The organism is Piscinibacter sp., assembly GCF_047600445.1.
Lineage (GTDB): Bacteria > Pseudomonadota > Gammaproteobacteria > Burkholderiales > Burkholderiaceae_C > Piscinibacter.
The window spans coordinates 26,967-45,496 of sequence record NZ_JASGKT010000001.1; the positions used below are offsets into that span (position 1 = coordinate 26,967).

Below are 18,530 nucleotides of genomic sequence, written 5' to 3' on the forward strand. Positions count from 1 at the left end.
TCACACGAGCCCGCCGTTGGGTTGCACGACCTGACCGTGCACCCAGGACGCGGCATCGGATGCCAGGAACGCCACGACCTCCGCCACCTCCTCGGGCGTGCCGATGCGCTGGAACGGGCTCATCGCGGCCATCCGCTGCTTGGCCTCCTCCGTCTTGCCCGCATTGAACAGCTCGGTGTCCACCGGGCCCGGCGCCACGGCGTTCACGCGCACGCCGCGGCCCGCGAGTTCGCGCGCCATCGAGCGCACCAGCGATTCGACGGCCGCCTTCGTCGCGGCGTAGGGGCCCGCCCCGGGCACCGCATGGCGCACCAGCGACGTCGACAGCGCGACGATCGCGCCGCCGTCCTCGACCCGGCGCGCCGCTTCGCGCAGCACGTGGAACGCTCCCAGCAGGTTGACCTCCATGAGGCGCCGGAACCGATCGTCCGGGAACTGCGCCAGCGGCGCGGGCGGCACGTTGATGCCCGCATTGACCACCACCACACGCGGCGCGCGGCCGAAGTCGCGCGCGGCCTCGGCGAACATACGCGCCACGGCCTGCGGATCGGCCACGTCGAGCGCGTAGCTGCCCACCCGCGAGGCCGGCGGGCATTGCGCCTGCAATTGCCGGGCGTCGTCGGGCCGGCAGACATAGGTCAGCGCCACATCGAACCCATCGCGGACCAGCGCGCGCACGCTGGCCGCACCGATGCCGCGCGATCCCCCAACGACGAGCGCCAGCGGGCGAGCGGGAGCCGTCATTTCCCCTCCCTGTGCTTCGCCATCTCGATGCGCGTGATCGCTATCGTGGCCTCGATGCCTTTCTGGATGTCGTACTGCGGCCGATAGCCCAGTTCGGCCGTCGCGCGCCGGATGTCGAGCGCGCCCTTCCGGGCGCTCGGCACCGTGCCGCCGTGACGGTAGCCCTCGCCGCTGCGGCCCACCGTGATGCGCGCGCCCGGGATCGCGCGGTTCACCGCGTTCGCCACGTCGGCAATGCTCGGCGCCTGGCCGGTGGCGATGTTGTAGCTGTCGAAACGGTGCGTGTCCTTGTCGAGCGCCAGCAGCACGCCGGCCACCGTGTCGTCGATGTAGACCTGGTCGACCGCCAGCTCGCCGCCTTCGGGCAGGTGGTGGGGCTCGCCGCGCAGCGCGGCCTCGATGAAGGTGCGCGGCACGCGCAGGCGGGGCAGATGGGGTCCATAGACCCAGCAGGTGCGAACGTTGACACACTCCAGGCCGTGGTCGCGCGAATAGACCCGCCCCAGATGCTCCACGGCCAGCTTGGTGGCGCCGTAGATGCTGACGGGTTTCTGCGGGTGCTCCTCGTCGATTCGCTCGGCGTTGAAGTCACCGTAGGTTTCTTCGGTGCTGATGTGCACCACGCGTTTCACGCCGGCGATCCGCATCGACTCGAACAGGTTGATCGAGCCTTCGACGTTGACGCGATGCACCTTGATCGGGATGTCCGCGCACTGCACCACGCCCACGATGGCTGCGGCATGAACCACCGCATCGGGCCGGTGCTGCTCGAACAGCCGCGCCACCTGAGGCCATTCGCCCAGGTCCGCTGCCGCGGTCGTCAGGCGCGACTGGTCGCGGGCCAGCGCGTCCATCGCGGGGCTGATGGCCAGGTCGGTGGCCACGACCGCGTCGCCGCGGGCCAGCAGCGCACGCACGATCGCGGCGCCCAGCCAGCCGCAGGCACCCGTCACGAGAATCTTCTTCATCGGCAATCTCCGGCGTCAGCGCGGCTGGGGTTCGGCATCGGTGGGCGGGCTGGTGATCACCAGGAACACCAGCGTCTCGGTGCCGGTGCAGTGGAACTCGTGCACCACGCCGGGCGGGATGTAGGTCACGTCGTTGGCCCGCACGAGGCGGCGCTCGCCGTCGACGACCAGAACGCCCTCGCCGCCGAGCACGTGATAGATCTGCTCCTGCACCTGGTGCACGTGGCTCTCCACGTAGGCGCCGGGCTCGTAGCACGAGATGCGGTGGTCGAAGAAGCGGCTGCCCACCGTCTCCGGCGTGACGATGGCCTTGGACAGCGCCTGGTTGAAGTGGCCCGGGTACTGGACCCACAGCAGCTCGGCAAGGTTGCGCGTGACGGCGCGCTTCTCGGTGGCAGCACGGCTGTACTGCTTGTCGTCGGGCACGATGTTGGGCATGGTGTTCAGTTGTTCTCGAAGCCGGGCAGCCCGGCCAGCAGATGCCGCTGGTCGAACTCGGCGACGAAGCCGAGTTCCCGGGCGGCGTGGCTCAGGTCGTACAGCGGCGCGAACGGCTCGCGCGCGTAGACCGACGGGTCGCGCACCTCGACCGCATCGCCGTGCAGGCGGCGCAGGCGCGCCAGCGTGGGCTCGGGCGACAAGGTCACGCGGGCGGACAGGTAGAAGCGCTCGAAGGCGCCGGCCGGCATCGGCCGCTCCAGCGCCAGTCGGAACGCCCGCGCGAGGTCGCGGGGGTCGATGTGGTGGTGCAGCGGCCCGCCGCCCGCCGAAGATGGCCCGCCGACGGCCGGGCCCTTGTAGTGCGCCGGATCCTTCGCGCGCGCGACGATCTCGCCCGCCATCTCCGGGTAGGCCACGAACACGGTGCGCAGGGCCACGACCGACATGCCGCGCAGCGTGTAGGCCCGGCACAGGTCTTCCCCGAGGATCTTGCTGATCGCGTAGGGGTCGGTGGCCTGCAGCGGATGCTCGAGGCCCAGCGGCGCGTGGCGAGGCGGCAGCATGCGCCCCTCCCTCACGGTGTACCCGGCCACGGAGTCGCTGGAGCAGAACACGATGCGGCCGATGCCTTCCGCTTCCGCGGCGTCGAGCACCGTGTACGTGCCGAGCGTGTTCACGCGCATGATGGTCTGCCCGTCGCCCGACCAGATGTTCGGCACCGCGGCGATGTGCAGCACGGCCTCCATGCCCTTCACGGCCTTCCGGACCTCGGCGGGGTCGGTGACGTCGGCGACCTGCCACTCGATGTCGGCCTTGCCGGCGCGCCGGTCGAATCCACGCACCTGATGGCCACGGCTCAGAAGCTCGTCGACGACGAAGCGCCCCAGCAGGCCGGCCGCGCCGGTCACCAGAACGCGGCTCATGCGGCCTGCCCGGCGGGGCACGGCGCGAAGCCGCGGGATGCCAGGGCCCGGTGACTGCGCAGGATGGCGTCTTCGGGCTGCGGGTCGATGATTTCCAGCATGCACGTCCCTTGGAATCGAATGTCGTCGAGCGCATCGGCCATGCCGTCGAACGGCACGTCGCCGCGCCCGACCTCGTCATGGCGCCAGGCGGTCCGCGTGGTGTCGGAGAGGTGGACGACACGCACCAGGTCGCGCAGGCCGCGCAGCCCGTCGGCCGGCGCCTCGCCGATGAAGTGCGCGTTCGCCGCGTCGTAGCACACGCCCAATGCGGGCGAGCCGTAGCCTCGCACGAACGCGCCGAGCGAGGCGGCGTCCGGCAGCGCGGCGAATGGCACGTTCTCCAGCGCCAGGCCGACGCCGCGGCGCTCGGCGTGCGGCACCAGCGCGTCCAGGCTCTCGCGCAGCCACGCGTCGCGATCGGCGCGCGGCGGCGCCAGCAGCGGGTTGAGCCGGCCGGGCACGGTGACGACCTGCGCGATGCCCAGGTCCGCCGCCAGGTCGATGACGTCGCGGAAGACCGCCACCGAATACGCCCGCATTCGATCCAGGGGGCTGGCCAGGTTGGTGTCCAGGCTCGGCAGATTGAGCGAAGGCACGCAGAGCCCGTCCCTCGCCAGCGTGCCGCCGAAGTCGCGCCGCAGCGCGGCGCTCCAGCCGTCCAGCGGAAAATGCGGCGGGTTCACCACCAGCTCGAACGACCGGTATCCGAGCTCGCCCAGGCGCCGCAAACACGCCAGGGCCGGTGTCGACCAGATGTAGCCGTAGGTATTGACGCCCAGTTCCGGCCGCGCGCCGGTGCGACTCATCGGCCGGCCCCCGCGCCCGGGCTCTCGGCTTCGATCTCGGCGACGCCGAGCAGCCGCTGCTGCAGTGCCGGGTCCGCCGCCAGTTCGGCGGCGGTGCCGCCGAATGCCACCTTGCCGTTGACCAGCACGTAAGCCCGGTCGGCCATCGCCAGCACCGACTCGGCATGGTGCTCGACGATCACGAGGCTGGCCTTGGTGGTCAGCTTGCCCACCGCATCGCGCACCTCGTGCACCACGGCGGGCGCCAACCCCTCGAACGGCTCGTCCAGCAGGATCAGGCGGCTGGGCACCATCAATGCGCGGCCGATCGCCACCATCTGGCGTTCGCCGCCCGAGAGGTTCTCGGCGCGCGCGCGCATCAGCACCTTGAGCTTGGGGAACAGCTCGCACACCTCGTCCACCGATGCGCCGCCATGCCGCGCCGCCAGCATCAGGTTCTCGTGCACCGTCAGATTGGGGAACAGGCGGCGCCCCTCGGGCACGAGCGAGATGCCCTGGTGGTTGATGCGGTCCACACGCAGCGACGCCAGGTCCACGCCGTCGAACACGATGCGCCCCGCGCTCGGCCGCAGTACGCCGGTGATCGCTCGCAGCGCCGTCGTCTTGCCGACGCCGTTGCGGCCCAGCAGCGCCACGACCTCTCCCGCATGGACCGTCATGTCGACGCCTTCGAGCACGGTGCCGCCGCCGTAGCCCGCACGAACGCCTTCCAACTGCAGCAAGGGGCGGCTCGCCGCGGGCGCCGGCGCACGAGCCGCCACCGGCAGCTCGGCGTGCTCGCCGCGGTCGCGGCCCAGGTAGGCGCTGACCACGGCAGGGTCGCGCGCCACCTCGGCCGGCCTGCCGTCGGCGATGAGGCGCCCCTGGTGCAAGACGCTGATGCGATGCGACATGGCCAGAACGCGGTCGATGTCGTGCTCGATCAGCAGCACGGTGTGCGATTGCGCGAGGCGCTGGATGAGCGCGCCGACGACTTCGCGGTCGGACTCGGCCAGGCCCGCCAGCGGTTCGTCGAGCAGCAGCAGCCGGGCCCCCGATGCCAGCGACACGGCGATTTCGAGCAGGCGCTTCTCGCCGTGCGACAGCGCCATGCACAGGTCCGCGGCGCGGTCGGCCAGGCCCACCGCATCCAGCAGCGACCAGACCTTCGCGTTGGCGACCTCGTCGCCGTGCGCGTCGCGCCAGAGCCCGCCCCACTGGCCCTGAGCCGCCTGCACGGCGATGCGCACGTTCTCGAACGCGGAGAGGTTCGGGAAGACGCTCAGGATCTGGAACGACCGCGCCAGCCCCCGGCGCGCCCGCAGGTGCGGCGGCAGGCGGCCGATGTCCTCGCCTTCGAAGACGATGCGTCCGCCGTCGGCCGCGAGAAAACCGCTGAGCAGGTTGAAGAAGGTGGTCTTGCCCGCGCCGTTGGGGCCGATGAGGCTGTGGACCTGGTGGCGATGCACGTCGAAAGAGATGTCGTCCTGCGTGACGATGGAGCCGAAGCGCTTCGACAGGTGCTGGACCGACAGCACCGGCCCGGCCCCGGCGCGGCCGGTGTCGGCGGGGCGGTATGGCGCGATGCGCGCGGGGCGCGCCGGGATGCCGCCGCGCGTGAGCGTCCAGCGGCTGCGGCCGCGCAGGCGCTGCAGCGCGCCCTGCATGCCTTCGGGCGACAGCAACGCGAACAGGATGATCAGCGGCGCGAAGAAGAGCCACCAGTTCTCGGTGATCGCGCTCAAGCGGTCCTCGAGCACGATGAACGTGATCGCCCCCCACAGCGGCCCCAGCGCGTGGTGCACGCCGCCCAGCGCCGCCATCAGCACCGGGTCGCCGGCGTGCTGCCAGTTCAGGTTGTTCGCGTACACGCCCTGCAGCAGCAGCGCCATCAGGCCGCCGGCCACGCCGATCACGCCGCCGGCGATGACCAGCGCGCCCAGCTTGGTGGCATAGGCGTCGTAGCCCAGGCTCGCGACGCGCTGCTCGTTGTCGCGCAGCGCCTGCATCAGGCGCCCGAACGGCGCGTGGGCGACGCGCCACATGAACCACAGCAGTGCCAGCGTCAGCACGAGCGTGAAGCCATGAAACGCCCACGCCGATTCGAACAGGGGCCGCGCGACGTTCTGCAATCCGTTCTCGCCGCCGGTCACCGAGGTCCACTTGAACGCGATCTCGAAGGCGATCTGCGAACACGCCAGCGTCAGGAGCGAGAAGTACAGGCCGCGGCGACGCAGGATCACCGCGCCGACGACCAGCGCCAGCAGCAGCGAGAACAGCGCGGCGATGAGCACGCCGCTGATCTCGTTGCCGCCCCAGGTCAAGGCGGCGATGGCCACCGCGTAGCTTGCGCACCCGAAGAAGAAGGAGGCGCCGAACGGCACGAGGCCGAGGTAGCCGATGAGGAAGTTCACGCCCGCGCCGTAGAGCGTGTAGATCGCGATCTGCGTGATGCGGTTGACCGGCATGCCCATCATCCAGGCGGCCCCGGTCAGGCCGGCCAGCACCAGCGCGGCGATCGCGACCGGATGCTCCCAGATCGACGGACGAGGCGTCGCGCTCATTCGAAACGCTCCCAGCGTTCGCCGAACAGGCCTCGCGGACGCAGCAGCATCACGATGAACATCAACGCGTACATCGACGCGGCCGCGGCGTCGGCCTTGAACTGGATCGTGAGCGACATCACGACGCCGACCGCCAGGCCGGCAACCACCGCCCCCGGGAAGGACCCCAGGCCGCCGATCGCGACGACGACGAAGGCCGGCATGATCGCGTTGGCCGCCATCGACGGCGAGACGGTCCACAGCGGCGCGGCCAGCACCCCGGCCGTGGCCGCGAGCGCGCAACCCAGGCCGAACACCGCCGTCAGCACGCGCGGCAGGTTGATGCCCAGCAGCTCGACCATCTCGGGGTCGCGGCTGCCGGCGCGCAGGATGCGGCCGTACGGCGTCCACGCCAGGAAGGCCCACAGCGCCAGCAGCGTCGCCACGGTGGCCGCGAGCACCGCGACGCGGTACTTCGTGATCAGCAGCGGCCCCAGCTCGACGATGCCCGTCAGGAACGGCGGCGGGTTGAACGGCTTGCCGTCCGCGCCCCAGAAGAAGCGGATCAGCGCCTCGATCAGCAGCGCCAGCGCGAAGGTGACGATCAGGCTGAGCAGCGGCTCCTTGCCATACAGCCGGCGGATCAGGGTGACCTCGACCACCATGCCGATGAGCCCGACGATGGGCGGCGCCAGCAGCACCGCCGCCCAGCCCCACAGGTGAAACAACTGGTAGGCCACGTAGGCGCCGAGCGCGAAGAACGCGCCATGGGCGAAGTTGATCACGCCCAGCAGGCCGAACGTGATCGACAAGCCCACGGCGATCAGCACATAGATGAACCCCAATACCAAGCCGTTGGCCGACTGGGAAACCAGCGTCTCGAGCACGATCGGAACGTCCGCGTCAGAGGCGTCAGAGTGCGGGCATCGCGCAGCCGATCTCGGCCTTGCTGCCGAACGCCGCCTCCGTCTCGGCGGCGCTGGCCGACGTGTCCTTCAGCACGTCGAAGTAGTCCCACTTGTCGGCGACCTTGGACTTCACCTTCACGATGACCGCCGGGCGCACGAGCTGGTGGTCCCACTCGCGGAAGTAGAACGGGAACGCGCCCTCGGCGTTCTTCCACTTCTCCAGCGACTCGACGATGGCCTTCGGCTGGGTGGACTTCGCGGCGTTGATCGACTCGAGCAGCGATCGCATGGCGATCCAGCCCGACCACGACTTGTCGGAAGGCGGCTTGCCGTACTTCTTCGTGAAGTCGGCCGTGAAGCGCTTCTCCGCCGCCGTGTTCCTCGCGTCGTTGTAGTACCACGGCTTGATGTAGATGCCGGTGGACGCCTGGGGCCCCACATCCCAGAAATCGGTATCGGTGACTGCGACGGCGACGAAGGGAATCTTCTCGCGCATGCCCATCTCGTTCCATTGCTTCAGGAAGTTCGAGAAGTCACCGCCGACCAGGCCACCGACGATGACGTCGGGCTTGGCCTGGCGGATCTTCAGGATGTACGAGCTGTAGTCCGCCGTGTTGACCGGCACCTCGTCGACGCCGACTTCGGTCAGGCCGTTCTCCTTCAGCATCGAGCGCGACGCGCGCAGGATGTCCTGCCCGAAGGCGTACGACGCGGTGATGAAGTAGACCTTCTTGCCGAGTTGCCCCACATAAGGCATCAGGCCGCGCATCTGCACCGGCACCGTGGCCTGGGTGCGGAAGGTGTAGCGGCTGCAGCTCTTGCCGGTGATGTCGCTGGCGGCCGCGCCCGGCAGGATCAAGGGGATCTTCTCGCGGTTGGCCACGCTCATCATCGCCAGCGCCGACGAGCTGTAGTTGCCGCCCACGACGGCGACGACCTTGTTCTCGTCGATCAGCTTCTGCATGTTCTGCTGCGACACCTGGGGGTTCGGCTCGTCCAGCCAGACCAGCTCGATGGGGCGGCCCAGCACCTTGCCGCCCGCCTGCTCGACGGCGAACTCGCTGCCGCGCTGCAGGTATTCGCCGATGGCCGCGCCGGGGCCTTGCTTGGCGTAGATCAGGCCGATGCGGACGGGCCCGGTTTCCTGGGCCATGGCACCGAAGCCGAGCGCCAGGCCGGCGCCCAGCGCCGCCAGGTCGCGGCGACGGATGAACTTCAAGAAATTGCGCGAGGTCATGTTGTCTCCTGTTGTTGTGCGATGGTTGCGAGTGGAAATCAGCACTGCAGGCGTCGCGGAGGAAGGGGGCGCGTTCGAGTGTAGGAAGTGCCTCGTGCGCGGAGAACTACTGTTTTCCGACGCCCGTCATAGCGCAGCCTTATGTGTCGTCATCGCGCCCGTCCTTTGCGCGGACTCAGGGGCGATGCGGCTTGCCGAAGGCCGGTTCCTTGAAGGGAATCGGCGGCAGTTGCCAGGTGCCGGTCGACGGCGGCCTGACCTCGGCGTCGACATGCACGTCGATCACGCAGGGCCGCTTGTTGCGCAGCGCCAGCTCGACGGCCTGGCCCAGGTCCTGCGGGCGGGTGACGGTCATGCCGTCCGCGCCGCACGCGCGGGCCCAGGCGGCGAAGTCCGGGTTGTAGCGCTCGCCGCTGCTGCCCTTGTAGAAGGCGGTTCCGATCTCGCGGCCATCGAACAGGCCGTATTGCAGATCCCGGATCGCGCCCCAGGCGAAGTTGTTCCAGATGATCCAGACGACCGGCAGGTTGTACTCGACCGCGGTGCACAGCACGTACGGCGCCATCGTGAAGCCGCCGTCGCCCACCACGGCCACGCACGGCCTGTCCGGGGCGGCCAGTTGCGCGCCCATCACGCCGCAGACGCCGAAGCCCATCGACGAATAGCCCCAGCTGTTCAGCATGCTCTGCGGCCGCTGCGGGCGCCAGAACTGCATGAACCAGTTGTGGTGTACGCCGGAGTCCAGCGAGAGGATGACGTCGCGCGGCAGGGTCTTCTGCAAGGTGCCGACGACGAACTCGGGGCGAAGCGGGCTGGTGGAGTCCTCGAAGTGCGGCCGCACGAAGGACTCCCACTCCCGCACCCAGCCCTTCACTTCGTCGCGCCACGGCGCGTAGCGCGGCGCCTGCACCGCCGTCTGGGCGCGCAGCGCGCTCAGCAACTGGCGAACGAACACCTTGGCGTCGGCCACGATGCCCAGCGTGGTGGCGTAGTTGCGCCCCAGCTCCTGCGGGTCGATGTCGACATGCACCAGCTTCGTGGTCGGGAAGTTCCACGAGTAGCCGGGAAGCCAGGTCGACGACGACCGGTCGTCGAAGCGCGTGCCCACCGTGATCACCAGATCGGCATGGCGGCCGGCCTGGTTCGCGGGGTAGGCGCCGTTGCGGCCGATGAAGCCCAGCGTGAGCGGGTCATCCGCCGGCACGCAGCCCATGCCGTTGGGCGAGGTGATCACCGGCAGGCCGAGCGAAGCCTGCAGCTCCGCGAGCTCGGGGCCGGCCTCGGACAGCGTGGCGCCGTGGCCGATGAACAGCACCGGCTTGTGCGCCGCGGCCAACAGGTCCACCACCGCCCGGATGTCGTCGTCGTTGGCGCCCGGGCGATGCGGGCGGTCCAGGTGCGACGCGGGCGGCAGCTCGACGTCGGCCTCCTCCTGGAACACGTTGTACGGAACGTCCATGTTCACCGGCCCGGGCCGGCCGGTCACCATGGTGTCCAGCGCCTGGCGCAGCGCCAGCGGCAGCATGTCCACGCGCGTCGGCTGGAAGGCGCGCTTGACGACGGGTCGCATCACCTGCGCGAAGTCCGCCTGGTTGTGCTTGTACAGCTCCTGGAACGGCGCGCGGTTGTGCTGAGAGGTCGGCACGTTGGCCGTGATCGCCAGGAACGCCGACGAGTCGGACAGCGCGGTGGCCAGCGACATCACCATGTTCGCCGAGCCCGGCCCGGTGGAGGTGAGCGTGGCCACCGGCCGGTGCTTCACGCGGAAGTAGGCATCGGCCATGTGGCCCGCGCACTGCTCGTGGCGGGGCGAGATCAACTGCAGCCGGTCGCGCACGTCGTACAGCGCATCGAGGATGCCCACGTTGCCGTGGCCGCAGATGCCGAAGACGTACGGCACCTTCTCCTTCACCAGCGTCTCGGCGATCAGTCGACCGCCCTTCATCGTCGTCATTGTCTGCTCCGTGGTTCTCAGACGGTCAGCGTGATCAAGCGCTCTTCGCTCATCTCCCGCATGGCGTACCGCGGGCCTTCGTGCCCGAAGCCCGAGTCCTTCGCGCCGCCGTAGGGCATCAGGTCGACGCGCGAGCTCGAGGTCTCGTTGATGTGCACGCCGCCGACGTGCAGGCGCCGCGCGGCCTGGAAGGCGGCGTCGAGCCGATTCGTGAACAGGCCGGTCGCCAGCCCGTACGGCGTGGCGTTGACGCGGGCGACCGCCTCGTCCAGCGTGTCGAAGGGCACGATGGACATCACCGGGCCGAAGACCTCGCAGCAGCCGACCGACATCCGCTCGGTGATGCCGGCCAGCAGCGTCGGGGGCACCACCGCGTTGCGTCGCGCGCCGCCGGCCAGGCGGCGGGCGCCCGACGCCACCGCCTCCTCGATCCAGCGCTCGATGCGCTCGGCCGCGGCCAGGCTGATCACCGGGCCGACCTGCGTGGCAGGGTCGCGCGGGTCGCCGTACGGCAGCGCCTGCACCTGCCGCGCCAGGCGCTCCTCGACCTCGGCCAGGCGCCCGCGCTGGACCAGCAGCATCTGGACCGACGTGCACACCTGACCGGCCTTGCGGTAGGCGGCCGCCGTCACCTTGGGCAATGCGACGTCGAGGTTGGCGTCGTCGCAAAGGATCGTGAAGGCGATGCTGCCGAGTTCCATCTGGGTCCGGCGCAGTCCGGCGCGCTGCTGGATCGACCGGCCCACCTCCGTGCTGCCGGTGAAGGCGAAGAAGCGCACCGCCGGCTCGTCGAGCAACCACGAGGCAACGTCGGCGCCGCCGTGCAGCACGGTCATCAGGCCGGGGGGAAGGCCGGCCTCCAGCAGCACCTCCGCCATCAGGTTCGCCGGCGTGGGCGTGTGGGTCGACGGCTTCAGCACCACGGCGTTGCCGGCCGCGAGCGCGGGCGCGACCTTGTGGGCCACCGTGTTGAGCGGCGCATTGAACGGCGTGATCGCGCACACCACGCCGAGTGGAACGCGCATCGTGAAGCCGAGCCGCCCGGCCTGCTGCGGCGCGCCTTCCAGGGGCACCATCTCGCCGACGACGCGGCGCGCCTCTTCCGCCGAAAGGTGAAAGGTCTGGATGCACCGCTTGAGTTCGCCCTGCGCATCGGCCAGCGTGAAGCCGGCTTCGGCCTGCAGCGCCTTGACGAAGCGCTCGCCGTCCCGCTCGATCAGCAAGGCCGCGCGTTCCAGGACCGCTCCGCGCTCGTAGGCCGCCCGGCCGTCGGCGGCGAAGGCGCGCTGCGCCGCCGCCACCGCGGCGCCGACCTGCTCGCGCGACGGCAACTGCAGGCGCGCGCAGGCCTCGAGGCGATACTTGTCCAGCACGGCCGTCTGGGCTGCGCCGGAGACCCAGTTGCCGTCGATGAGCAGGCGGACTTCGGGCAGCGAAGCGGAGAGTTCGGTCATCGTGGTTCCTTCGGTCCACTGGAGCCCGCGCTCGCAGAGGTCATCCGATCCATGGCGACGCAGTGTAGGAACCGCTCCACGCGTGGAGAACTACTGTTTTCCGAGGCCTGCCATAGCGGCGGCTTATGCGTGCCGGCATCGCGCGCGCCGAAGGATCAATGTTCCATGGCGCTATGCGCTATCGCGCATCGAGCGGAGGCAGTCCGAGTGCATGCCGCGCCGCGATCACGCCGAAGACCAGCGCCGGGCCGAGCGTGATGCCCGGCCCCGGGTAGGCCCCGTTCATCACGGAGTGCATGTCGTTCCCGCACGCGTACAAGCCCGGAATCGGCGACTGGTCCGGACGCAGGACGCGGGCGTGCTCGTCGGTGAGCAGTCCCGCGGACATGCCCAGGTCCGCCGGCGCCACGCTCACCGCGTAGAACGGCCCCTGCTCGATCGGCGCGACGCAGGGGTTGGGCCCGTGGTCGGCATCGCCCAGGTGGCGCTGGTAGATGTTCTCGCCGCGCCCGAATTCGGTGTCCCGCCCGTTGCGCGCATCGAGGTTGTAGGCCGTCACGGTGGCAACGAAGCGCTCGACCGGCACGCCGATTTCCCTTGCCAGCGCTTCCAGCGTGTCGCCCCGCTTCAGATAGCCGCAGGCGAGGTCGGCCCGGGTGGTCAGGGCGAATGGCCGCACCCGGCCGAGGCCGTACTTCCACAAGAAGCGCCGATCGCAGATCAGCCAAGCCGGTATGGCGCTTTCGGCGCGGCGCAACTGGGCACGCACGAACTCGTGATAGGAGACCGCCTCGTTGACGAAGCGGCGCCCCGCCGCATCGACCGCGATCAGCCCGGGCTTGGCGCGATCCGTCACGGTGTGGGGAAACAAGGCCGTGGCGCCATCGTCCCGCTGCCAGGACGAGGTAGGCACCCAGAAGGCCAGGGCGTCGTCGACCCCGCTCGCCGCAGCGCTCCGGGCCGCGCCGCACTGGAGCGCGAGACGCATGCCGCTGCGCGGAGCGCCAGACGCGATCGTGGCCGACCGATCGCCTGCGGCAGCGGGCACGTAGTCGCGCCGCAAGGCGGCGTCGTGCGACATGCCGCCCGTCGCCAGCACCACGCCGGCCCCTGGGCGGGCGACTCCGCCTGGATCATCGCCGCGCCGCCATTGCACGCCTGCGACCCGACCCTCTTCGACCAGGAGACGCTCGACCCGCGCACCCCGAACGATCGTGACGCCGAGATCGAGCGCCGACTTGAACAATCGCGCGACGAGCGCGTTGCCCAGCACCAGCGTCGTCCCCCGGTGAGCACGAACCCTTTGCAAGGCATAGCGGGCCAGCAGCTTGCCGACGTGCCAGGCCGCCGGGATCGAGCGACCAGCCTTGCGCAGCTTGGGGATGTCCTCGCGGCTGATCATCATGCCGCCGAACAGCATGAACTCGGGCAGCGGGTCGCGCAGGTGCGCGAACTCGCCCCCCAGTTCGCGGCCGTCGAACGCGACGGGCTCGAGCACGCGGCCGCCCGCCGTGGCGCCAGGCAGGTCGGGGTAGTAGTCGGGGTAGCGGCGCACCGGTTGCAGTCTCAGCAAGGTGTGCTGCTCGAGGTGGCGGACCACCGCATCGCCTTGATCGACGAAGGCCCGCATGCGCGGGTCGCCGGGCGCACCCGGTACGGTGGCCTGCAGGTATGTCAGGGCCAGGGCGCGGCTGTCTTCGACGCCGACCGAGCCCATCTTGTGGTTGGCCGGCACCCACACCATCCCGCCCGACACGGCCGTGGTGCCGCCGATGCGGTCGGTGTGCTCCAGCAGCAGCACGCGGGCACCCGCCGCCGCGGCAGCGCAAGCCGCGGCAAGGCCGGCAGCGCCCGAACCGATCACGACGAGATCAGGTTCCTTGTGTTCCATCGTCTGCGCAGAACTCGAGAGCGCCGTCCCTTGTGCTTCCATGCCTCGTCGGCGGGGCCGACTGTAGGCCGGGACCGCGGGGCCGACGACTACCGTTTTCCGATTGCAGCCATCGCGCCGGCATATGCCTGCCGAGGCGAGGGCACCCGCCCTCACCGCCCGTCGAAGAACTCCCACATCACGTCGTTCGCCGAGATCGCCTTCGACGACTCGCCGCCGCGCTTGCGCCGGGCGCCGGGCCACGAGTGGCCGCCGCTTTCGGTGACGCAGAGCGCGACCTTCGTCCCGCCGGCGCACGGCGCGTGGCGGTCGCAGTAGGCGCCGGGGACTTCCAGCACGCGCTGGGGCCCGACCGGGCAGCGGTCGCGCTCGACCCAGCGCGCGATCGTCGCCGGCACCGCGGTGAAGCCGGTCACCTGGCGGCGCCTGCTCTTCTCCCCCAGGCCACCGTCGAACGGCACGTGGTCGTCGTCGCGCGCGTGGATCTGCAGCACCGAGACCGGCCGCTGCGGGCTGCAGGCGACGGTGTTGTCGGTCCCGGCCACGGCGGCGACGGCGCGGAACACGTCCGGGGCCTCGCAGGCCAGCCGGTGCGCCATCATCCCGCCGTTCGACATGCCGGTGGCGTAGACGCGCTCCGGGTCGATCTTCAACTGCCGCTTCAGGTTCGAGACGACGAGCCGGATGAAGCCGACGTCGTCGATGTTCTTTTCCTTCGCCTGGCCGCAGCAGCGACCGGCGTTCCAGGTCGCGAGCTCGTCGCCCAGCGCGCCGACGCCGTTCGGGAAGACGACGACGAAGCCGGTGCGGTCCGACTTGGAGATCTGGCCGTAGCGTTCCTCGGACGCCTGGTATTCCATGTTGCCGCCGCCGCCGTGCATCGAGACCAGCAGCGGCAGCGGCTTCGACAGGTCGACGCCCGGCGGCACGTGCACCCGGTACTTGCGCGCCAGGCCGCCGTGCCGCACCGTGTAGCGGTAGTCGCCCGCCTGCGTGATCGGCGCGGTGGCATCGGCCGGGGGAACCGCCCCCATGGCCGCGGCGGCGGCCAGCGCCAGCAGCGCGGCGCCGATGGTGTGGATGCGTGACCCGGTTCCGCTCATGAGCCCAGCGTGCCGCTGCCGTCAGAAGCCTTCCTCGACCAGCTCCGCCGCGCGGATCAGCGCGCGCGCCTTGTGCTCGGTCTCCTTCCACTCCATCTCCGGCACCGAATCGGCCACGACGCCGGCGGCGGCCTGCACGTACAGCGTGCCGTCCTTGACGATGCCGGTGCGGATGGCGATGGCCACGTCCATGTCGCCGGCGAAGCTGAGGTAGCCGCAGGCGCCGCCGTAGATGCCGCGCTTGCTCGGCTCCAGCTCGTCGATGATCTCCATCGCGCGGATCTTGGGCGCGCCGGTCAGCGTGCCGGCCGGGAACGTGGCCTTCAGCACGTCGATGTTGGTCATGCCGTCCTTCAGCAATCCCTCGACGTTGCTGACGATGTGCATCACGTGCGAGTAGCGCTCGATCGCGAAGGCCTCGGTCACCTTGACGCTGCCCGTTTGGGCGATGCGGCCGATGTCGTTGCGCGCCAGGTCGATCAGCATCACGTGCTCGGCGCGCTCCTTCGGGTCGGCCAGCAGCTCGGCCTCCAGCGCCTTGTCCTGCTCGGGCGAGGCGCCGCGCGGGCGCGTGCCGGCCAGCGGGCGGATGGTCACCTTCTCGCCCTCGGCCACGTGCTCGTGGCGCACCAGGATCTCGGGGCTGGCGCTGACGATCTGGAACTCGCCCATGTCGTAGAAGAACATGTAGGGCGAGGGGTTCAGCGAACGCAGCGCGCGGTACAGCGACAGCGGGCTCTCGGTGTAGCGCTTGCGCAGCCGCTGGCCGATCTGCACCTGCATCATGTCGCCGGCGGCGATGTACTCCTTGCTCTTGTCCACCGCGGCCAGGTAGTCGGCCTTGGCGAACTCGCGCTCGACGCTGCTGGCCGCCACGCGCCGCACCTGCGGCGCGGTGACGCTGTAGCGCAGCTTGTCGCCCAGCTCGGTCAGGCGCCGCTTGGCCTTGAAGTAGGCCTCGGGCTCGGACGGATTGGCGTAGACGATCAGGTACAGGCGCCCCGACAGGTTGTCGATCACCGCCAGCTCCTCGCATTGCAGCAGCAGGATGTCGGGGGTGTCCACGCCGCCTTGCTTCCAGGTCTTGGCCAGCTTCGGCTCGATGTAGCGCACCGCGTCGTAGCCGAAGTAGCCGGCGAGGCCGCCGCAGAAACGCGGCAGGCCGGGGCGCAGCGCCACCTTGAAGCGCTTCTGGTACTCGGCGATGAAGTCCAGCGGGTTGCCTTCGTGCGTCTCGACGACGGCGCCGTCGCTCACCACCTCCGTCCTGAAGCCGCTGGCGCGCAGCAGCGTGCGCGCCGGCAGGCCGATGAAGGAGTAGCGCCCGAAGCGCTCGCCGCCCACCACCGATTCGAGCAGGAAGCTGTGCTTGCCGCTGCCGTTGGCGCAGGCGAGCTTGAGGTAGAGCGACAGCGGCGTCTCGAGGTCGGCGAAGGCCTCGGTCAGCAGCGGGATGCGGTTGTAGCCCTGCGCGGCCAGGCTCTTGAATTCGAGTTCGGTGATCACGGCTCGGGGCCCTCCACGGCCCGGCGAGGGCGCGGCGCCCTCGCATGACGGTTCGATTCGGTGCTGGGTTGGAGCCGGCGGGCGCGCTTCGGGTCGTCGACGACGAACGCGGCGCCCGCGGCCAAGCAAACGTGCCGGCGCTCAGCGCCCGGCGTGGCGGCGGGAGCAGCGGCGCCAGGGCCAGGCTCCCCGGTCGTTCGACCCCGTGGTTTGCTTGCGCGTCGAGAACATGATGGCGCCGAGTGTAGCAGCGGGCGCCGCCGCACCGAGGCGCCATCCCGGATCGTGCAATGCGTCATGGACAGCGGCGCCGCGCCTTTGCCACACTTGCCGCTTTGGCGGCCCGGTCGGTCCGCGCACACAGACTCCAACCATCCAGGAGAGCGCCGTGATCCGTCGCAGCCTCGTCGTCTCCGCCGCGCTGGCGGCCCTGCTCGCCGCGCCGCTGGCGCGTTCCCAACCCGTCACCGAACTGGCCGGCGTCAAGTACGAGCCGAGCGCGCAGGTCGGCAACACCCGGCTGCTGCTCAACGGCGCCGGCATCCGCTACAAGGCGGTGTTCAAGGTCTACACCGCCGGGCTGTACCTCGGCGCGAAGGCGCCCACCACCGAGGCGGTGCTGGCCGCGCCGGGCCCGAAGCGCATGCACATCGTGATGCTGCGCGACATCGACGCCAACGAGCTGGGCAAGCTGTTCACGCGCGGCATGCAGGACAACTCGCCGCGCGAGGAGTTTTCCAAGTCGATCGCCGGCACGATACGCCTGTCGGAGCTGTTCTCGGCCAAGAAGAAGCTGAGCGCCGGCGAATCGTTCTCGGTCGACTACGTGCCCGGCCAGGGCACCACGGTGCTGATCAACGGCAAGGCCTCGATCGAGCCGATCAAGGAGCCGGAGTTCTTCGCCTCGCTGCTGAAGATCTGGCTCGGAGCGTCGCCGGCCGACGCGCAGCTGAAGGACGCGCTGCTCGGCAAGGCGCCGGCGCCGCGCGACCCGTTCAACAACTGAACGAAGCGCGCTGACGCGCATCAAGGGCGCGCGCCGGGCGGCTGCTAGGCTGCTCGCAATGGCACCGGCTCGCCGTCGGCGGCGGCGTTCCGCGCATACCGCGCGGGCGCGTCGATGCGGCTGCTCGAACGCAGCCATTCAAGCCCGAAGGAGGATTGACATGTTCCCTCTGTTCCCGTTCGCGCTGGGCGTGCTCACCGGCGCGGCGGCGCTGCGCCTGCTCAAGCGCCAGGGCGGCGACGCGCCCGAGGCCGACGTGCCGATGGCCGAAGAAGCGGAAGAAACGGAAGAAGCGGTCGAAGCAGCGGCGCCGCCGCCCGCGCCGCGCAAGCGTGCGGCGGCGAAGACGGCGGCGAAAAAAGCGGCCGCGAAGAAGACGCGCAAGGGCGCCGGCGCATGAAAACCGCACGACGCCTGAGCGACGGCTTCGTCACCGGCTTCGTCACCACCGGCTGCGTCTCGGCCTTCCGCGACCAGGCCGCGCCGGCCACGCCGGCGCAGGCGAAGCGCGTGCTGCGCCATGCGCTGCAAGGCGGCGCGGCGCTGGCGGCGGGCCAGCAGGCGGCCGCGTGCTGGCAGCGCGGCGACGTCGCCCGCGCGCTGGCGGCCACCGCCGCCGGCGCCGCCGGGGTGCTGTTGATCGAACGGCTGCTGCGCGACGACGGCGCGCCGCGGCGGCAGAAGACACGGGAGAAAAGCGATGGGCAAGAAGCGTGACAAGCGCAACGGCGCCGGCCGGCGCGACGACGGCGATGCCGGCAACGGCTGGGGCAACGGCAACCCGGACGCCGCATCGAGGCCGGGCCTGCTGGGCTCGCTCGGCAGCACCGAGCAGTTCCTGCTCGGCGCGGCGGTGGGCGCGGCGGCGGCCTGGGTGCTGTCCGACGCCGAGCTGCGCGGCAGGCTGCTCAAGGCCGGCATGAGGCTTTACGCCGGCGTGGCCGGCGGCTTCGAGGAGATGAAGGAGCAGATGGCCGACCTGAAGGCCGAGGTCGAGGTCGAACGCCACCAGGGCGAGTGAGCCG

Annotated in this window: 17 protein-coding genes; 4 read left to right on the forward strand and 13 right to left on the reverse strand. The window is 70.4% G+C overall.

All coding sequences use genetic code 11. The annotated features are described in order from the left end of the window. The 13 genes from QM792_RS00140 to trpE all read right to left on the reverse strand — a co-directional run bounded on the left by QM792_RS00140 (window position 1) and on the right by trpE (window position 16,499). A complete protein-coding gene (locus tag QM792_RS00140) occupies window positions 1-744 on the reverse strand; it encodes an SDR family oxidoreductase (RefSeq protein WP_415147140.1) in 744 nt (247 codons plus the stop codon). Further along, window positions 741-1,712 carry an NAD-dependent epimerase/dehydratase family protein gene (locus tag QM792_RS00145; RefSeq protein ID WP_415147141.1) on the reverse strand — a complete coding sequence of 324 codons (972 nt, stop codon included), beginning with the start codon at window positions 1,710-1,712 and terminating at the stop codon, window positions 741-743. Before QM792_RS00145 ends, QM792_RS00140 begins: the two co-directional genes overlap by 4 nt. A gap of 15 nt (window positions 1,713-1,727) precedes the next feature. Next, the gene (locus QM792_RS00150; RefSeq protein ID WP_415147142.1) at window positions 1,728-2,150 is read right to left on the reverse strand and encodes a cupin domain-containing protein; all 423 of its coding nucleotides are present in this window, start codon (window positions 2,148-2,150) and stop codon (window positions 1,728-1,730) included. A 5-nt stretch (window positions 2,151-2,155) separates the two neighbouring features. Next, on the reverse strand, window positions 2,156-3,076 hold the full coding sequence (locus QM792_RS00155) for an NAD-dependent epimerase/dehydratase family protein (protein WP_415147143.1): 921 nt from the start codon (window positions 3,074-3,076) through the stop codon (window positions 2,156-2,158). Beyond that, window positions 3,073-3,924 carry a sugar phosphate isomerase/epimerase family protein gene (locus tag QM792_RS00160; RefSeq protein WP_415147144.1) on the reverse strand — a complete coding sequence of 284 codons (852 nt, stop codon included), beginning with the start codon at window positions 3,922-3,924 and terminating at the stop codon, window positions 3,073-3,075. Before QM792_RS00160 ends, QM792_RS00155 begins: the two co-directional genes overlap by 4 nt. Then, window positions 3,921-6,467, reverse strand: a complete 2,547-nt coding sequence (locus QM792_RS00165; RefSeq protein ID WP_415147145.1) for an ATP-binding cassette domain-containing protein — start codon at window positions 6,465-6,467, stop codon at window positions 3,921-3,923. The genes QM792_RS00160 and QM792_RS00165 overlap by 4 nt, the downstream gene beginning before the upstream one ends. Beyond that, on the reverse strand, window positions 6,464-7,333 hold the full coding sequence (locus QM792_RS00170) for a branched-chain amino acid ABC transporter permease (protein ID WP_415147146.1): 870 nt from the start codon (window positions 7,331-7,333) through the stop codon (window positions 6,464-6,466). The genes QM792_RS00165 and QM792_RS00170 overlap by 4 nt, the downstream gene beginning before the upstream one ends. Before the next feature lie 25 nt (window positions 7,334-7,358). Next, on the reverse strand, window positions 7,359-8,591 hold the full coding sequence (locus QM792_RS00175; protein WP_415147147.1) for an ABC transporter substrate-binding protein: 1,233 nt from the start codon (window positions 8,589-8,591) through the stop codon (window positions 7,359-7,361). Window positions 8,592-8,766: 175 nt separating this feature from the next. Further along, window positions 8,767-10,545 carry a thiamine pyrophosphate-binding protein gene (locus tag QM792_RS00180; RefSeq protein WP_415147148.1) on the reverse strand — a complete coding sequence of 593 codons (1,779 nt, stop codon included), beginning with the start codon at window positions 10,543-10,545 and terminating at the stop codon, window positions 8,767-8,769. Window positions 10,546-10,562: 17 nt separating this feature from the next. Further along, window positions 10,563-11,999 (reverse strand): aldehyde dehydrogenase family protein, encoded by a 1,437-nt coding sequence (locus QM792_RS00185; RefSeq protein WP_415147149.1) that lies wholly within the window; start codon window positions 11,997-11,999, stop codon window positions 10,563-10,565. A gap of 178 nt (window positions 12,000-12,177) precedes the next feature. Next, window positions 12,178-13,890, reverse strand: a complete 1,713-nt coding sequence (locus QM792_RS00190; RefSeq protein WP_415147150.1) for an FAD-dependent oxidoreductase — start codon at window positions 13,888-13,890, stop codon at window positions 12,178-12,180. 152 nt (window positions 13,891-14,042) lie between these two features. Continuing rightward, window positions 14,043-14,993 (reverse strand): alpha/beta hydrolase family esterase, encoded by a 951-nt coding sequence (locus tag QM792_RS00195; RefSeq protein WP_415147151.1) that lies wholly within the window; start codon window positions 14,991-14,993, stop codon window positions 14,043-14,045. A gap of 21 nt (window positions 14,994-15,014) precedes the next feature. Beyond that, a complete protein-coding gene (trpE, locus tag QM792_RS00200; protein ID WP_415147152.1) occupies window positions 15,015-16,499 on the reverse strand; it encodes an anthranilate synthase component I in 1,485 nt (494 codons plus the stop codon). Window positions 16,500-16,890: 391 nt separating this feature from the next. On the opposite strand from trpE, the gene QM792_RS00205 reads away from it, so the two are divergent. The 4 genes from QM792_RS00205 to QM792_RS00220 all read left to right on the forward strand — a co-directional run bounded on the left by QM792_RS00205 (window position 16,891) and on the right by QM792_RS00220 (window position 18,526). After that, on the forward strand, window positions 16,891-17,505 hold the full coding sequence (locus QM792_RS00205) for a chalcone isomerase family protein (protein ID WP_415147882.1): 615 nt from the start codon (window positions 16,891-16,893) through the stop codon (window positions 17,503-17,505). A gap of 160 nt (window positions 17,506-17,665) precedes the next feature. Beyond that, window positions 17,666-17,905: a hypothetical protein gene (locus QM792_RS00210; RefSeq protein ID WP_415147153.1), complete on the forward strand. Its 240-nt coding sequence runs from the start codon at window positions 17,666-17,668 to the stop codon at window positions 17,903-17,905. Then, entirely contained in the window at window positions 17,902-18,222 is a 321-nt protein-coding gene (locus tag QM792_RS00215; RefSeq protein WP_415147154.1) for a hypothetical protein, read from the forward strand. The genes QM792_RS00210 and QM792_RS00215 overlap by 4 nt, the downstream gene beginning before the upstream one ends. After that, window positions 18,206-18,526, forward strand: coding sequence for a hypothetical protein (locus QM792_RS00220; protein WP_415147155.1), 321 nt, complete (start codon window positions 18,206-18,208; stop codon window positions 18,524-18,526). The genes QM792_RS00215 and QM792_RS00220 overlap by 17 nt, the downstream gene beginning before the upstream one ends. The last annotated feature ends 4 nt before the right edge of the window (window positions 18,527-18,530 follow it).

Excerpts from the sequence above, each read along its gene's own strand:
- QM792_RS00160 (WP_415147144.1), bottom strand. The coding sequence starts at position 3,924 with ATGAGTCGCACCGGCGCGCGGCCGGAACTGGGCGTCAATACCTACGGC.
- QM792_RS00185 (WP_415147149.1), bottom strand. The coding sequence starts at position 11,999 with ATGACCGAACTCTCCGCTTCGCTGCCCGAAGTCCGCCTGCTCATCGAC.
- QM792_RS00145 (WP_415147141.1), bottom strand. The coding sequence starts at position 1,712 with ATGAAGAAGATTCTCGTGACGGGTGCCTGCGGCTGGCTGGGCGCCGCG.
- QM792_RS00180 (WP_415147148.1), bottom strand. The coding sequence starts at position 10,545 with ATGACGACGATGAAGGGCGGTCGACTGATCGCCGAGACGCTGGTGAAG.
- QM792_RS00140 (WP_415147140.1), bottom strand. The coding sequence starts at position 744 with ATGACGGCTCCCGCTCGCCCGCTGGCGCTCGTCGTTGGGGGATCGCGC.
- QM792_RS00215 (WP_415147154.1), top strand. The coding sequence starts at position 17,902 with ATGAAAACCGCACGACGCCTGAGCGACGGCTTCGTCACCGGCTTCGTC.
- QM792_RS00210 (WP_415147153.1), top strand. The coding sequence starts at position 17,666 with ATGTTCCCTCTGTTCCCGTTCGCGCTGGGCGTGCTCACCGGCGCGGCG.
- QM792_RS00150 (WP_415147142.1), bottom strand. The coding sequence starts at position 2,150 with ATGCCCAACATCGTGCCCGACGACAAGCAGTACAGCCGTGCTGCCACC.
- QM792_RS00175 (WP_415147147.1), bottom strand. The coding sequence starts at position 8,591 with ATGACCTCGCGCAATTTCTTGAAGTTCATCCGTCGCCGCGACCTGGCG.
- QM792_RS00155 (WP_415147143.1), bottom strand. The coding sequence starts at position 3,076 with ATGAGCCGCGTTCTGGTGACCGGCGCGGCCGGCCTGCTGGGGCGCTTC.
- QM792_RS00220 (WP_415147155.1), top strand. The coding sequence starts at position 18,206 with ATGGGCAAGAAGCGTGACAAGCGCAACGGCGCCGGCCGGCGCGACGAC.
- QM792_RS00190 (WP_415147150.1), bottom strand. The coding sequence starts at position 13,890 with ATGGAACACAAGGAACCTGATCTCGTCGTGATCGGTTCGGGCGCTGCC.
- QM792_RS00195 (WP_415147151.1), bottom strand. The coding sequence starts at position 14,993 with ATGAGCGGAACCGGGTCACGCATCCACACCATCGGCGCCGCGCTGCTG.
- QM792_RS00165 (WP_415147145.1), bottom strand. The coding sequence starts at position 6,467 with ATGAGCGCGACGCCTCGTCCGTCGATCTGGGAGCATCCGGTCGCGATC.